Below are 14,776 nucleotides of genomic sequence, written 5' to 3' on the forward strand. Positions count from 1 at the left end.
CGCGCCTATCCGCCGAAGAGCAGGTACAGACCGGTGAAGGTGTAGCCCACCATGACCAGCATCATGGTCAGCTGCCCGGTGAGCTGATGGCCGGCGGGCAGCAGCCGAAGGGCCTTGTCGTGCGCGGCGATCACCGCCACGATGTGGCCCGTCACCACGCACCCCACCTTGATGCCGGCCAGCACCGACGGATGCGTCGACAACACATAGGCGACGTGAGAGTGCGCCAGCCCCAACGGATTCCATCCGCGACCGAACGGATCCGCGAGGGCGATGACGGCCTGCTGTCCGCGCTCCACGAGGTAGGACAGGTAGTGGGCGAAGATGTAGCCCACCACGATCGGGATCAGCGAATGCGCCATCCGGCCGGGCAGCGCGCGACGCTCTTCGCGGTCGACGCCGCCGGTGGCCCGGGCCGCAAGCGAAAAGGTCAGTGCGACAACCGAAACGAACACCAGCAGGCCGATCGTCCGCAGGATCGACGACGACAGCGTCGCCGGCACGCCGTGGGCGAGGCGGGCAAGCCGGTCGGCGAAGCCGCGCCACGTCGGCGACGACGAGTAACTGTCGAACGCCGTCGACCCCAGCAACACCGCCAGCATCGCGACGACGCCCGGGCGCACGGGCAGGGACGGCAGATGGTCGAAGGGGTTGCCGATGACGATCTTCCCGGTCGTCGGTGAGCGGCGAAACGGTGAAAGCCGCGACGCCGCCATGCTGTACACGCCGAACGGGTCGACGCGGGCCAGAAAGCGCTGGCCGCACAACCACGCCCCGCCCAGCAACACCACGGCGTAGACCAGCAACCACGACTTCACCCACGGCAGCGAGGCCGAGTTCGGGCTCGCTAATTCCAGCCAGACGAAAGCGAACAGGCCCGCCGCCGCCGGGCGGTAGCCCCAGCTTTCGGGATACGACAGCCGCGGCCGGCCTAGCCGTTCCGGGGCGGCGCGTCGCAGCAGCAGATAGACCGTGCGCACCGGTGAGATCACTCGCCACACCGGGCCGAACGCCAAGGACAGCGCGACCAATCCGACCCACAGCAGCACATAGAACGCCCCCAGTAGGCCGTTGGCCTGCGTCTGCGGACCGCACACACCCGCCAGCACCGCCCAGACCGCGAAGGCCAGTGCCAGGGCCGCAGCCGTCCAGCGCGTCGCGCGGGCGTCGACCAGCGTGGTCAGCGCGGCCGGCAGCGCGCGCCCGGGCGCGTCGGGGTCAAACCTCGGCTGCCGCCACGCGAACGCGACCATGGCGAACGTGAACGTCAACGCCCATGCCGCACCGACCATCGCGTAGGCGTAGGGGACCGGGAGATCGCTCGACCCGCCCAGGCCATGTGCCAGCAGCACCGTCACGGTTGAACTTGAATGGTCGCGATCGTGCGGTCCAGGTGATGAAGCTCGACTTCGACTTTGCCGGGGACGTCGACGCTGAACTGAAATGTCTGATTCGGCGCGGCCGCGACTTGGAACTTATGGTCGGGCACCGAGTGCACATGCAGCTCGTCGGCGACGTCGCTGGTGACGTGAAAGGTGATCTGCTGCTTGACCTTTGCCTGCAGCGTGGCGTTGGTCGGCGTGACTTGGCCGTTCGCGATCGTGACGTTGACGTCCAAGCCGGCGGCGGGCGGCTGGCTCGGCGACGTACCGCCGCAGCCAACCAGGCCGCACACCAATACCACCGCCCACGCCGAAATGAGGGCGTTACGAACCGTCATCGCGTCACGCCGCTCGCGGAGCCCCGGGCACGGACTGCTTCTCTTCGACCGGCTCCGGCTCACCCGTCGCGTAGCCGAGGCGACCGGCGCCCCACGTCAGGGCGGTGATCACCATCAGCGTGAAGAAGAGCACCACGATCCCGCCGGCGGTGAACAGCCAGGTGGGCGCGCCCTGGTCGCGTTCGCGCTGCAGGATGGTGACCTCCAGGACGAACGGCCGCGTGCTCGACGCCAGGGCGGGGACCTCGGGCGCCGGGATGGCGTCGTCGGCCGGCTCGTAGATCGGCACCGCCGTCAGCGTGTAGCCGTCCTGCACGCGCAGCAGCGTCTTCCAGGATCCCCACGCCGGCACCGGCTGGGTGGACCGGTAGTGGCCGGGCCCGACCTTGGCGAGCCGGTCGATCATCAGGCCGCGGTTATTCTCCATCCGCCCCTGCCAGGACAGGATCGTCAGCCACTCCGGGTTGTCGCTGACGAACGGCGGGGTGAGCTGCACGTCGGCCGTCACCATGCGCCGCCCCGGGGGGCTGGGCTGGTCCGTCAGCGCCACGGTGGCGGTGTTTTGGCGCGGCACATTGATGTGCAACCCGTTGGCCACCGCGCCGCCGATCACCAACACCGTCAACGCGACGACGGCGATGCCGATCCGCCGGCCCGGGAGGCGCTGGCCGGTGAGCACCATTCCGAACAGCGCCCCGCAGATTCCGGTCAGCACCGCCACAGGCACCGCCATCGCCAGCGCCTCGCCCCACATCTTCGTCGGCCAGGGGTAGTGGTAGACCGCCCCGATCCACAGGGATTCCAGCCACAGCCCGACGGTCGCGACGGCGAGGCCGCAGACGGCACCAAAAGCGATGGGGCGCTTGAACAGTGGGGTCAGCGCCACGAGCTCGACCACCACCGCGGGGCCGAGATAGAGCGGGAACCAGTTGATCGGCGCGCCCAGGATGGGCCCGACCAGCAGGGCAACCCCGCCCCGCAGAGCGATCGCGAACAATGCCGACACGACCGCGGCTCCCCGTCCCATCGTGACGCGCGCTGCAACCGCCGCAAGCGCGGCCGCCGCGGCGATCAACATCGGCTGTAACACCAGTCGGAACTGCGGGACCCCGAAGTCGAACTCGATCTGGTAGACCGACAGGCCGATGAACAATCCGCCGAAGGACAGGTAGCGCAGCAACGTGATGAAGGGGCCGTGGTAGACCTCCCCGACCTCTTGGGCCTCGCCCTCGCGCTCCAGCATCAGCACCGCGAACAGTGAAAAGCAGGCGCCGCCGATCATCATCAAATGAGTTGGGCCCCAAAGTGTTACGTCTTGGCCGAAGATTCGGTGCCAGATATCGTCGAGCGGGAATCCGATCATCGCGTACAGCCCGCAGCCGGCCATCAGCACGCCGCCTACCGGCGCGTACCAGTTATCCGTGATGCGCACCGCGGCGGGGCCGGGCCTGTCGTATGGCAGCACCACCGCCAACATGCCCCCGACGAAGATTCCGAACAGGCCGATGATGATGAAGTAGTGCGCCGGGTTGGCCAACGGGCCAGGGTCGCGGCCATTGCCGATGTGCCAGCTGACGTCCCAGATGAACCCGAACAGGGCGCAGATGATCGACGTGGTGAACACCAGCACCGGCAGGGCCACCCAGTTGGGCCGGTGGAACTTCTCGCCCAACCGGTCGGCGACCCGGGCCAGCCATTCGATGCGGCGGGTGCGATGCGCATGCCCGATCCACAGCATGGCCACTGCTATCACCACCGCGGCGATCGACAGCCCGATCACCTGGTTCAGCCCCGCACCGCGCGCCGGTGCCTCGGCAACAATCGTCAGTTCCGTCGCGTTCATCGTCATGCCTTCCCAACCACGCCGGGCCGTCCCGGGAGAATTGATCCGACGACCGCTTCTTACTTGAAGGTAAGTTCGCGATCGTGTTGGTAATGCCCCGATTCAGGGGCCGTCAATCACGCTTTTTGTCGGCGGGGTCCGATCGCGGGGCGGAATCGCCGGGTGTGCGGCGGCCGGCGCGGCGATCGCGCAGCGCGACGTAGAGGACCACGGCCACGACGATCACCGCCGGCAGAAACGCCGGCACGGCGAGCAAGATCCAGTGATGTGCCACGTAGTCGACGTGCGCGGTAGTCATGGTTGGTCGTATACCCCGGCGGTTCGCATCTACGGCGGCCGTTACCCTACTCTGAACACCTTTTCATTCAGGCTGCCACCGCGAGGCTTGGCAGACGTGTTCTGACGTGCGGACACGAGAAAGAGGCAGGAGAGTACGGGTGACTCAAGCGGCAACTCGGCGGAGCGCCGAAGCCGGCGACGACCAGGACATCTTGGCGGTCGCCCGGGATCAGGTGCTGGAGCGCGGCGAGGGGCTGAGCTCCGACCAGGTGCTGCGGGTGCTGCGGCTGCCCGACGAGCGGCTCGACGAGGCGCTGGCGCTGGCCCACGAGGTGCGGATGCGCTGGTGTGGCCCGGAGGTCGAGGTCGAGGGCATCATCAGCCTGAAGACCGGCGGGTGCCCCGAGGATTGCCATTTCTGCTCCCAGTCGGGCCTCTTCACCTCGCCGGTGCGCAGCGCCCGGCTGGACATCCCGAGCCTGGTGGAGGCCGCGAAGCAGACCGCCAAATCGGGCGCCACGGAATTCTGCATCGTGGCCGCCGTGCGCGGGCCCGACGAGCGGCTGATGGCCCAGGTCGCGGCGGGCATCGAGGCGATCCGCGACGAGGTCGAGATCAACATCGCCTGCTCGCTGGGCATGCTGACCGCCGAGCAGGTGGAGCAGCTCTCGGCGATGGGCGTGCACCGCTACAACCACAACCTCGAGACCGCGCGATCGTTCTTCACCAACGTCGTCACCACCCACACGTGGGAGGAGCGTTGGCAGACCCTGTCGATGGTCCGCGACGCCGGCATGGAGGTCTGCTGCGGCGGCATCCTCGGCATGGGAGAGACGCTGGAACAACGCGCGGAATTCGCCGGTGAGCTCGCCGAGCTGGGTCCCGACGAGGTGCCGTTGAACTTCCTCAACCCCCGGCCGGGGACGCCGTTCGGCGACCTGGACGTGCTGCCGGTCAGCGAGGCGCTGAAATCGGTGGCCGCTTTCCGCCTCGCGCTGCCGCGCACCATGTTGCGGTTCGCCGGCGGCCGTGAGATCACCCTGGGCGACCTCGGGGCAAAGAAGGGCATCCTGGGCGGCATCAACGCCGTCATCGTCGGCAACTACCTGACCACGCTGGGCCGCCCGGCCGAGGCGGATCTGGAACTGCTCGACGATCTGCAGATGCCCATCAAGGCGCTCAATGCCAGCTTGTAAGCCAGCTTGTAGCGGCTAGGTTTGACACTTGTGGTGCGGGATCTAGGCGCGCCGGTCGGCGCCGGTGTCTACAACGTCTACACCGGGGAATTGGGGGGCACGGTGTCACCGACGGCGGCCCAGCTGGGCCTCGAGCCTCCGCGGTTCTGTGCCGAATGTGGACGCCGAATGGTGGTACAGGTTCGCCCCGACGGCTGGCGGGCGCGGTGCTCGCGGCACGGAGCGGTGGACTCGGCCGACTTGGAGGCGCAGCGGTGACCGAACCGTCCCGGCCGGAGCCGACCAGCGTCGTGCGGGCCTTCCCGGCGCGCCCGATTGCCGTTGCGGCACTGGGATTTTCGGTGATCGGCGCGTTGATCGGCGGTCTGTGGGCGTGGATCGCGCCGCCGATTCATGTGGCGGTGGCGATCACCCGCGCGGGTGAGCGGGTGCACGAATACCTGGGCACCGAATCCGGGCACTTCTTCAACGCGCCCTGCCTGATGTTGGGTCTGCTGACGGTGGTGTCGGTGATAGCGCCGGTGCTGGCGTGGCAGCGGCGCGAGCGTCGGGGCCCGGCGATGGTCGTGGCGCTGGCGGTCGGCATGGTTGTCGTCGCGGCGGCGGCCAGCGCGGTGGGCGCGCTGTTGGTTCTGCTGCGCTACGGCGCGGTCAACTTCGACGCCGTGCCGCTGATCGGAAAGCCGGCGGTGGCGTACGTCGTCCAGGCGCCGCCGGTGTTCTTCGGCCCGGGTCCGCTGCAGGCGGTCCTCACCCTGTTGTGGCCCGCAGGCGTCGCCGCGCTGGTGTATGCCGTACTCGCCGCCGGGAACGCCCGCGACGATTTGGGGAACCCCGCGGCCGCCGAGCAGCCGTCAGGCGCGCTGCCGATGGAGCCGGAGGCCTCGGTCTCCTAGCGGCCCCGCGGCGGGCTCACAGCGGCCGGTGGCGAATCTTGCGGCCGGTGATGACCTTGGCCCCGATCATGAGCAGGCGCGCCATCCCGGCGTAGGTCATCGGGTTGAACGCCGTCGGCCACACGGTTCGGATGAGGTGGTCGCTCAGCGGCCGGCGGGCGAACCGGTCGGTGAGCCAGCGCAGCGTCATCGGGGCGGACAGCGGGTGCAGCAGCATGTGCTCGTTGAACGCGTCGCGGTGATAGCTGACGTCGGCGCCGCCGGCCGAATACGCGTCGGCCAGTTCGTCGATGTCGTTGACGTCGATCAGGTAGTCGTGCACGGCCTGCACGATCAACACGGGCGGCGTCGGCACCACCGCTCCCAGCTTGATGGTCTGGAAGACGTGCGAGATCTCCGGCGTGGACAAAATGTCCTCGAGCGGCTCGTCGAGGTAGTCACCCATGTTCTTGCCGGCCATCCGGATGACCGCCTCGGCGGTCGTCATCGTCTCCAGCGAGTCCAGCAGGGCGCGGCCCTCGTCGTTCGTGTGCTCCCTGATCACCCGGTCCAGGTCGGGGTAGACGTGCGCCAGCGCGGCCACGACCAGCGCGGGCAGCCCCGCGAAGAATTTGCCGTTGAGACGGCGGAAGGTGTTGCCCAGGTCGCCGACGGGGGAGCCCAGCACCGCCCCGACGATGTCCAGCTCGGGTGCGTAGTCGCCGTACATTTCGGCGGCCCAGGCGCTGGCCAGCCCGCCGCCGGAGTAGCCCCACAGCCCGATCGGGGCCGACGGGGACAATCCGATGCGCTCGGAGTTGAGCACGGCCCGGATCCCGTCGAGCACGCGGTACCCCGGCTCGTACGGCGCGCCCCAGGTGCCCCCGAGACCCTCATGGTCGGGCACGGAGACCGCCCAGCCCTCGGCGACGGCCGCGGCGATCAGGAAGAGCTCCAGCTGGGCCAGTGAGCCGAGCGCCTTCGCCTTCCTGCGCAGCGCATACGACGGGAAACAGCGGGACGACACGGCGTCGATCGCGCACTGATAGGACAGCAACGGGCAGGTCTGCCCCTCGGCCAGCCCCGCCGGAACGATCACCGTGGTGACCGTCGCCTCGGGCTGGCCGTTGAGGTCCATCGTCCGGTACAGCAGCTGGGTGGCTTTGATGGGCTGCGGAATCAGACCTAAAAACGCCAGCTCGACGTCGCGCGAGCGAAACACGGTGCCGGGCTCGGCGTGCTGGAACCCCGCCGGCGGCTGGTAGAACGGGTCGTCCGAGGGCAGCAGCGGACGCACCTTGCGCTGCAGTTCCTCGTGCTGGGGCCGACCGATCCACTCGGCGCCACGCGTACCTGCCAGATTGCCGAGCTCAACCATTGAGGATCCCTTCTTGGCCAATCGGCATTCTTGCGCATGAACGCTGGGTAACTAAAGCGGAACCGCCGCATTGTGAGCCAGTTCTCTCGGCCCGCGTCGCGTCGCTGGCGCCACTGCGACCGCCTAATTTACCGCCACGTCACTCGGGGGCTTCAGCGCGGCGAATTCGTCGGTGACCCTCAGCTGGGAATCGGTGAAGTGGTACAGCGCCGCCGGGCGTCCGCCGCTGCGGCCGGACTGCGCCATGGTGCCGGTCTGGGTGATGACCCCGCGGCGGACCAGCACGCGCTGCAGATTCGTCGCGTCGACCTGGTAACCCAGGGCAGCGCCATAGATGTCGCGCAGCGTTGACAAAGCGAATTCCCTTGGCGCCAAAGCAAATCCGATATTCGTATACGACATCTTCGCGGCCAGCCTGGCGTGGGCGTGGGTCACCATCGGGCCGTGATCGAACGCCATCGGCGGCAGCGCGTGCACCGGATGCCAGCGGGTGTCCGGCGGTAGCTCGGGGGTGGCGGGGGAGGGCACCAGGCCCAGGAAGGTGGACGCGATCATCCGGATTCCCGGCACCCGCTCCGGGTCGGAGAACACGGCGAGCTGTTCGAGGTGGGCCACTTCCCGCAGGTCGACTTTTTCGGCGAGCTGTCGCCGCACCGAGGTGGTCATGTCTTCGTCGTTGCGCAGCCGCCCGCCCGGCAGCGACCACGCGCCTTTTTGCGGATCTCGGGCACGCTCCCATAACAGCACGTTAAGCTGCGGTTTTTCTCTTCGCGGGCCCGCCTTAACCTGGCGAACCTGGAACACGACAGCAAGCACCTCGTGTGCGGTGCTACCATGGGCCATGTTTTCGATTGTAAGTCGAAAACCTCCTGGACGCGAAAGGGGCTTCTCCGTGACGGTTTTGAATCGCATGGACACGCTCGCGGACGACCTGATTGCCGGCATCACCGATTCGCCCGGCGGCTATACGGGTGTGGACGGTGACGCGCAATGGGCTGCCGAGATTCGCCGGCTGGCCGACCTGCGGAACGCCACCGTTCTCGCGCACAACTACCAGCTGCCCGCCATTCAGGACGTCGCCGACCACGTCGGCGATTCGCTGGCGCTGTCGCGCATCGCCGCCGACGCCCCCGAGGACACCATCGTCTTCTGCGGCGTGCACTTCATGGCCGAGACCGCAAAAATCCTGAGCCCCGAGAAGACCGTGCTGATTCCGGATCAGCGGGCCGGCTGCTCGCTGGCCGATTCCATCACCCCCGACGAGCTGCGCGCCTGGAAGAACGAGCACCCCGGCGCCGTCGTCGTCTCCTACGTCAACACCACGGCGGCCGTGAAGGCGCTCACCGACATCTGCTGCACCTCGTCCAACGCCGTCGACGTCGTCGAGTCCATCGACCCCGACCGCGAGGTGCTGTTCTGCCCGGACCAATTTCTCGGCGCCCACGTCCGTCGCGTGACCGGGCGCACCAACCTGCATGTGTGGGCCGGTGAATGCCACGTCCATGCCGGGATCAACGGCGACGAACTCACCGACCAGGCCCGCGCCCATCCCGAGGCCGAATTGTTCGTGCACCCCGAATGCGGTTGCGCGACTTCGGCTTTGTATCTCGCGGGCGAAGGCGCCGTCCCGGCGGACCGGGTGCGGATCTTGTCCACCGGCGGCATGCTCGACGCCGCGCAGCAGACGCGTGCGCGCACGGTGCTTGTCGCCACGGAGGTCGGCATGTTGTATCAGTTGCGCCGAGCGGCACCTGAAGTCGATTTCCGCGCGGTCAACGACCGCGCGTCGTGTAAGTACATGAAGATGATCACCCCCGCGGCCCTGCTGCGCTGCCTGGTTGAGGGCGCCGACGAAGTTCACGTCGACCCCGACATCGCGGCGGCTGGACGGCGCAGCGTGCAGCGAATGATCGAAATCGGGCAGCCGGGCGGCGGCGAATGAGCGACGGCCCCGTGTGGACGGATACCGCCGACGTCGTCGTGATCGGCACCGGCGTCGCGGGTTTGGCCGCCGGACTGGCCGCCCATCGCGCCGGACGCCGGGTCGTGGTGCTCAGCAAGGCCGACCAGACCCGGGCGGTGACCGCCACCCACTACGCCCAGGGCGGCATCGCCGTGGTCTTACCGGACAACGACGACTCGGTGGAGGCGCATGTCGCCGACACCCTTGCCGCGGGCGCCGGGCTGTGCGATCCGGACGCGGTGTGCTCGATCGTCGCCGACGGCTACCGCGCGGTGGCCGAATTGGTCGGCGACGGAGCGCGATTCGACGAATCGGCCCCCGGCCGCTGGGACGTGACGCGCGAGGGCGGGCACTCCCGTCGACGCATCGTGCACGCCGGGGGCGACGCCACCGGCGCCGAGGTGCAGCGGGCGCTCGATCACGCCGCGGCCATGCTCGACATCCGCACCAGCCACGTGGCGCTGCGCGTGCTGCATGACGGCTGTTTGGGCGACGAAGCGGTGACCGGCGTGTCGGTGGGCAACCCGGACGGCATGGGAATCATCAGCGCGCCGTCGGTGATCCTGGCCTCCGGCGGGCTCGGGCACCTTTACGGAGCGACCACCAACCCCGACGGATCCACCGGCGACGGAATCGCATTGGCGTTGTGGGCCGGCGTCGCGGTCAGCGATCTCGAGTTCATCCAGTTCCACCCGACCATGCTCTACAGCCCCGCCGGGGGCGGCCGGCGTCCGCTGGTCACCGAGGCCATCCGCGGCGAGGGTGCGATATTGCTTGACAGTCAGGGCAATTCGGTAACGGCAGGCGTCCATCCGATGGGCGACCTGGCGCCGCGCGACGTCGTCGCGGGGGCCATCGATGCGCAGCTGAGGGCCACCGGCGACCCGTGCGTCTACCTCGACGCCCGCGGCATCGACGGCTTCGAGGCCCGATTCCCCACCGTCACCGCCGCGTGCCGGTCCGCGGGCATCGACCCGGTGCGCCAGCCCATTCCGGTTGTTCCGGGGGCGCACTACAGCTGTGGCGGGGTCGTGGCCGATGTGTCCGGTCAAACCGAGCTGCCTGGGCTGTTCGCCGCGGGCGAAGTGGCCCGCACCGGGATGCACGGCGCAAACCGCTTGGCGTCCAACAGCTTGCTGGAGGGACTGGTGGTCGGCGGCCGCGCCGGGCGTGCCGCGGCCACACACGCGGCGGCGGCCGGACCGTCGCACGCGACAGCGCCCGAGCCGATCGCGCACACCGCGGCCCCGCGGCGGGCACTGCAGCGGGCGATGAGCCGCGACGCATCCGTGGTGCGCGACGCCATTGGGCTGCGGGGATTGTCGGATGCGTTGGCGAAGTCTCCGGCCCGCGCCATTGCGGGCCGTCGCGATTTCGAGGACGTGGCCTTGACGTTGACCGCGCAAGCGGTTGCCGCTGCGGCCTTGGCGCGCAACGAAAGCCGCGGCTGCCACCATCGCGCGGAGTTCCCGGATGCCGCGCCGGATCAGGCGCGCAGCATCGTGGTTCGGCTGGCCGATGAAGACGTGCAGGCCGAGGCGTTGGCGGCCGTGTGCTGATGACGTTGTCCGACTGCGAACGCGACGCCGCGCTGGACACCGTTCGTCGGGGTCTCAGTGAGGATCTGCGCTACGGGCCCGACGTCACCACCCTGGCAACGGTGTCGGCCGACGCGGTCGCCACGGCGTCGATGGTGCCGCGTGAGCCGGGCGTGATCGCCGGGCTGGACATCGCGTTGTTGGTGCTCGACGAGGTGTTGGGCACCAGCGGTTATCAGGTGCTGGACCGCGTCGAAGACGGCGCCCGGGTGCGGTCGGGCCAGACGCTGTTGACGGTGCGGGCGCAGACCCAGGGTCTGTTGACCGCGGAGCGGACCATGCTCAACCTCATCTGCCACCTGTCCGGGATCGCCACGGCGACGGCGGCCTGGGTCGACGCGGTGAGCGGCACTAGCGCCAAGGTCCGTGACACCCGCAAGACGCTGCCCGGCCTGCGGGCGCTGCAGAAGTACGCGGTGCGGGTCGGCGGCGGCGTCAACCACCGATTGGGGCTGGGCGACGCGGCCTTGATCAAGGACAACCATGTGGTGGCCGCCGGATCGGTGGTCGCCGCGCTGCGCGCGGTGCGCGAGGCCGCCCCGGCGATGCCCTGCGAGGTTGAGGTGGACTCACTCGAGCAGTTCGACGCGGTGCTGCCCGAAAAGCCCGAGCTGATCCTGCTGGACAACTTCCCGGTCTGGCAGACGCAGACGGCCGTCCAGCGTCGGAATTCCCGGGCACCCGCGGTACTGCTCGAGTCGTCCGGGGGCCTCAGCCTGGAGAACGCGGGGGCCTACGCCTCTACCGGTGTGGACTACCTGGCCGTCGGCGCGCTGACCCACTCGGTACGCGTGCTCGACATCGGCCTGGACATGTAGGCGGGGGTTCGCAGCGCGCGACGCAGCGCTCGCGGTGTATGGCCGACATGTGCGCGCACCACGCGGGTCAAGTGCGCTTGGTCCGCGAAGCCGAGCGCGGCGGCGATGTCGGCCAACCTCGACGTGTCCGCCTGCAGCCACTCGAGCGCGCGACCGACCCTGACCCTGTTGCGGTAGCCGGTCAGCGTCACGCCCAGCTCCCGGGGAAACGCCCGGCTCAATCGGTACGGCGACGCGCCCAGGAGCTCGGCAAGCGGGAACAAGCCGCGTGCCGCCGGATGATCGTCGTGGATGGCCGCGCGCGCCCGCCGCACCAGTCGCGCGTCGGCGGGAACCGGTCGATCGGTTAGTGGCGTGCGTCGGTCGACCACCCTGTGCAACGCAGCGACGGTGAGCGTCACGAGATTCTCGGCGAGCTCGTAGTCGATATCGGTGGCGGCCAACAGCCGCCGGTGTGCGAGCTCCAACCGGGCGTCGACGTAAAAGGTCGAGCGATACAGGCGACCGGGTTCACCGACCAGCTGCCGCCACGACGCGGGGCTCAAGCGCACCGACGTACACATGTCGCCGCCGTGCGGATGCGCGAACTGGTCTTCGTCTTCGGGCGCGCCGAGGTATCCCACGGTCGGGTCGAGATCGACCGGACCGTCAGCGGCCCGCCGTTGAAACCGGCCGGACCTGACCAACACCAGCCGCCCGTCCGCCGGGCGCTCGATCGCCGACCAGCCCGAACCCTCGGGCCGGCACGTCCACGCCTGCAGGCTGAAGTGCGGCCGGACGGCGAGTGTGGCCATCGACAACACGGCGCCAGGCTACTGCCGCGGTATGACAGCGCCCGCAAGAATCTTCAAGACCCCGCGCCCGCTGGTCGCGAAGCTGGGTCCATGGCATCCATACGCACCGAATGCGAAATCGACGTCGACGCCGACCGAGCGTGGCGGGTGATCGGTGACTGGGTGGACGGCCCGGTCGGCATGGCCAACGGTTATGTCGTGTCTTCGCAGGCGGATGGCGACATCCGGGTGGTGACGTTCGCCAAGGGCACCGTCGCGCGGGAACGGCTGATCGCCCGCGACGAGGCTGAGCGCCGGATCGTCTACTCGCTGATCGGCGACACGGTGTGCCCCGAACACGACAACACCGCGATGCAGATCGTGGCGATCGGTCCGGGTCGCTGCCGGTTCGTCTGGTCCCGCGACGTGCTCCCCGATGAGCTTGCCAGGCCGTTGCTAGCCGCCATGGAGGACGCTGCTCAGGCCATCAAGCGCACACTCGACCGGGATCTAGCAGCGCAATAGGGCATCGAGTGTGCATCCTGGGCGCCCTGCGCGCACAGTGGCCGCCGTCAGCGCATACTCGATGGCTCTGAAGCGGGTCAGGCCGCGGGGCTCAGGCGATGTCGCCGACGAACACCCCGACCCGGCGCAGCTGCATGCGCGCCATCCGCGGCAGGCCCTCGACCTCGGGGCCCTGCGAGCCGGCCGGCAGGATCCGCGTATTGGTGAGGTGCACCACGCGGTTGCGGCTGAACTGCACATCCGCTTCCCCGGCGGCGAGCACGTTCTTGACCCAGTTCGTCTTGCCGTGCGCCAGCGCGATCGCCAGCACGTTTCCCTTGCGGTAGGGCGTGATCACGGTGTCGTACTGCTTGCCGGACGTGCGGCCGCGGTGCTTGATGGTCGCGGTCCCGGGCAGAAAGCGCGCGATCGGTTTGACCGCCGGGTTGAAGTACTTGATCTGGAAGCGCTCAAACCAGGGTGGGAACACCATCGGCACGCCGGGCGCATTGTTGGGGTGATCCTTGGCGGACATGCCGCCACACTACCGGTCGGATATCCACTTGAGCTGCTCTGGGACAGTGACTTCGCTGACGGCTAGAGGCCGTCAGCATCTTTTCACGCGGGTTGCGCGTGAAGGGCCAGCCCGGCCCAGAGGATATTTCGTGCGGCATGTTCATCGGCCTGAGCGCTATGCCCACAGGCGCGGCAAACGAATTCCGCTTGCGTGACCCTGTTTTCGGCCGCTGCGTATCCACAATGCTCGCAGCCGTCAGAGGTGTGCCGGGGGTCGACCTCAATCCAGGTACGCCCAGCGTCTTCCGCTTTGGCGCGTAGAACCGAGACGAACTGGCCCCAGCCAGCGTCACTGATACTCCTGCTCAGACCCGACTTGGCCTTCGCCCCATTGGCTAGGAACGCGCCGCGATTGTCCGGATCGGCCACGGGTTTGGCCCGCCGCAACATGTTCGCGATTGCCAAATCCTCCACCACGATTACCTCATAGCGCTCGATGAACTGGCGAGCGATCTTGTGATGGAAACTCCGGCGCTGATTGGCCACCTTGCGGTGTCGCGCCGCCACCGTCTCAAGTCGACGCTGACGGTTCTTTGAGCCACGACGAGCCCGTTGCAGCCGCCTCTGCGCGGCCGCCAACTTGCTGGCTGCGGTGCGCGCCCAGCGAGGATTCTCGACGTGTTGCCCATCGCTGGTCGTGGCGAAACTTGCAATACCGACATCGATGCCAACCGGTCGACCAGTACCGGGGAGTGGGCGGGGCGGGACATCGTCACAGGACAGAACCAGCATCCAGTGGCGGCCTTCGCGGCGAACCTGAAGAGTCTTCACTCGCCCAGCCACCATGCGGTGAGCGCTGACCTTGACCCGCCCTATGCCTTGCAGATAGACCCGCGACGTGTCGGGATGCCAGCGGCAGCCATCTGCATCTCTGGGCCACTCAACGCTCTCAAATCTGGCCCGACCTTTAAACCGCGGATACCCGGGCGTCTCGCCGGCCTTGACGCGGCGGAAGAATGCGTCGAACGCCCGATTGAGCCGGCGCAACGTCGCCTGTTGGCTGGCGTAGGACCACAGCGCCACATCCGTGCGTTCTTCGCGGATCTCGCTGAGCTGGGCGGCCTGATCGGTGTAGCAAATGCGGGTCTTGTTTTGACCCCAGGCGTCGCGGCGTTCTTGCAATGCCGCGTTATATAACTCCCGATGCGAATCAACGCACGCCGCCAACGCGACATGCTGGCGCGCAGTCGGGCGCATCCGGAACTTGTACGCCCGCCTCATGCTGCGGCGGCACGCCAACACGTACCCGGGGA

At 68.4% G+C, this 14,776-nt stretch carries 16 protein-coding genes; 7 read left to right on the top strand and 9 right to left on the bottom strand.

From position 1 onward, the window contains the following. Nucleotides 1–5: 5 nt before the first annotated feature. From ACQI5H_RS01150 to ACQI5H_RS01165, 4 genes are all read right to left on the bottom strand, one after another. On the bottom strand, nt 6–1,358 hold the full coding sequence (locus ACQI5H_RS01150) for a hypothetical protein (RefSeq protein ID WP_427077592.1): 1,353 nt from the start codon (nt 1,356–1,358) through the stop codon (nt 6–8). After that, nucleotides 1,355–1,720: a hypothetical protein gene (locus ACQI5H_RS01155; RefSeq protein ID WP_427077593.1), complete on the bottom strand. Its 366-nt coding sequence runs from the start codon at nt 1,718–1,720 to the stop codon at nt 1,355–1,357. The genes ACQI5H_RS01150 and ACQI5H_RS01155 overlap by 4 nt, the downstream gene beginning before the upstream one ends. Nucleotides 1,721–1,724: 4 nt before the next feature. Then, nucleotides 1,725–3,563: a hypothetical protein gene (locus ACQI5H_RS01160; RefSeq protein WP_427077594.1), complete on the bottom strand. Its 1,839-nt coding sequence runs from the start codon at nt 3,561–3,563 to the stop codon at nt 1,725–1,727. 112 nt (nt 3,564–3,675) lie between these two features. Continuing rightward, the gene (locus ACQI5H_RS01165) at nt 3,676–3,861 is read right to left on the bottom strand and encodes a hypothetical protein (RefSeq protein WP_427077595.1); all 186 of its coding nucleotides are present in this window, start codon (nt 3,859–3,861) and stop codon (nt 3,676–3,678) included. Nucleotides 3,862–4,000: 139 nt separating this feature from the next. Here ACQI5H_RS01165 and bioB point away from each other — a divergent pair, with 139 nt between their 5' ends. Genes bioB through ACQI5H_RS01180 form a run of 3 tightly spaced genes read left to right on the top strand, consistent with a single transcriptional unit; the run spans nt 4,001 to nt 5,934 of the window. Further along, nucleotides 4,001–5,038: a biotin synthase BioB gene (gene bioB, locus ACQI5H_RS01170; protein WP_427077596.1), complete on the top strand. Its 1,038-nt coding sequence runs from the start codon at nt 4,001–4,003 to the stop codon at nt 5,036–5,038. 30 nt (nt 5,039–5,068) lie between these two features. After that, on the top strand, nt 5,069–5,296 hold the full coding sequence (locus ACQI5H_RS01175) for a hypothetical protein (protein WP_427077666.1): 228 nt from the start codon (nt 5,069–5,071) through the stop codon (nt 5,294–5,296). Then, on the top strand, nt 5,293–5,934 hold the full coding sequence (locus tag ACQI5H_RS01180) for a DUF2567 domain-containing protein (RefSeq protein ID WP_427077597.1): 642 nt from the start codon (nt 5,293–5,295) through the stop codon (nt 5,932–5,934). Before ACQI5H_RS01175 ends, ACQI5H_RS01180 begins: the two co-directional genes overlap by 4 nt. Before the next feature lie 16 nt (nt 5,935–5,950). Here ACQI5H_RS01180 and ACQI5H_RS01185 read toward each other — a convergent pair whose 3' ends face one another. Both ACQI5H_RS01185 and ACQI5H_RS01190 read right to left on the bottom strand, forming a co-directional pair. Then, nucleotides 5,951–7,291: a lipase family protein gene (locus ACQI5H_RS01185; RefSeq protein ID WP_427077598.1), complete on the bottom strand. Its 1,341-nt coding sequence runs from the start codon at nt 7,289–7,291 to the stop codon at nt 5,951–5,953. Between the two features lie 123 nt (nt 7,292–7,414). Beyond that, nucleotides 7,415–8,134 (bottom strand): NUDIX hydrolase, encoded by a 720-nt coding sequence (locus ACQI5H_RS01190; protein ID WP_427077599.1) that lies wholly within the window; start codon nt 8,132–8,134, stop codon nt 7,415–7,417. A 49-nt stretch (nt 8,135–8,183) separates the two neighbouring features. On the opposite strand from ACQI5H_RS01190, the gene nadA reads away from it, so the two are divergent. From nadA to nadC, 3 genes are read left to right on the top strand one after another with little or no spacing between them, the layout of a single operon-like run. Continuing rightward, nucleotides 8,184–9,233: a quinolinate synthase NadA gene (nadA, locus tag ACQI5H_RS01195; RefSeq protein WP_427077600.1), complete on the top strand. Its 1,050-nt coding sequence runs from the start codon at nt 8,184–8,186 to the stop codon at nt 9,231–9,233. After that, complete coding sequence (locus tag ACQI5H_RS01200; protein WP_427077601.1) at nt 9,230–10,813, top strand: L-aspartate oxidase; 1,584 nt, start codon at nt 9,230–9,232, stop codon at nt 10,811–10,813. Before nadA ends, ACQI5H_RS01200 begins: the two co-directional genes overlap by 4 nt. Next, nucleotides 10,813–11,670, top strand: coding sequence for a carboxylating nicotinate-nucleotide diphosphorylase (nadC, locus tag ACQI5H_RS01205; protein WP_427077602.1), 858 nt, complete (start codon nt 10,813–10,815; stop codon nt 11,668–11,670). Before ACQI5H_RS01200 ends, nadC begins: the two co-directional genes overlap by 1 nt. Here nadC and ACQI5H_RS01210 read toward each other — a convergent pair. Next, nucleotides 11,607–12,464, bottom strand: coding sequence for a helix-turn-helix domain-containing protein (locus ACQI5H_RS01210; protein WP_427077603.1), 858 nt, complete (start codon nt 12,462–12,464; stop codon nt 11,607–11,609). The two genes, nadC and ACQI5H_RS01210, sit on opposite strands and share 64 nt — an antisense overlap. A gap of 90 nt (nt 12,465–12,554) precedes the next feature. On the opposite strand from ACQI5H_RS01210, the gene ACQI5H_RS01215 reads away from it, so the two are divergent. Further along, complete coding sequence (locus ACQI5H_RS01215) at nt 12,555–12,968, top strand: SRPBCC family protein (RefSeq protein ID WP_427077604.1); 414 nt, start codon at nt 12,555–12,557, stop codon at nt 12,966–12,968. A 91-nt stretch (nt 12,969–13,059) separates the two neighbouring features. Here the strand turns inward: ACQI5H_RS01215 and ACQI5H_RS01220 are convergent, their stop codons facing one another. Continuing rightward, nucleotides 13,060–13,482: a nitroreductase family deazaflavin-dependent oxidoreductase gene (locus ACQI5H_RS01220; RefSeq protein ID WP_427077605.1), complete on the bottom strand. Its 423-nt coding sequence runs from the start codon at nt 13,480–13,482 to the stop codon at nt 13,060–13,062. A gap of 83 nt (nt 13,483–13,565) precedes the next feature. Next, a complete protein-coding gene (locus tag ACQI5H_RS01225) occupies nt 13,566–14,744 on the bottom strand; it encodes an RNA-guided endonuclease InsQ/TnpB family protein (protein WP_427077606.1) in 1,179 nt (392 codons plus the stop codon). Nucleotides 14,745–14,776 lie beyond the last annotated feature (32 nt).

It is taken from the genome of Mycobacterium heidelbergense, from assembly GCF_050205645.1.
Taxonomy (GTDB): domain Bacteria; phylum Actinomycetota; class Actinomycetes; order Mycobacteriales; family Mycobacteriaceae; genus Mycobacterium; species Mycobacterium heidelbergense_A.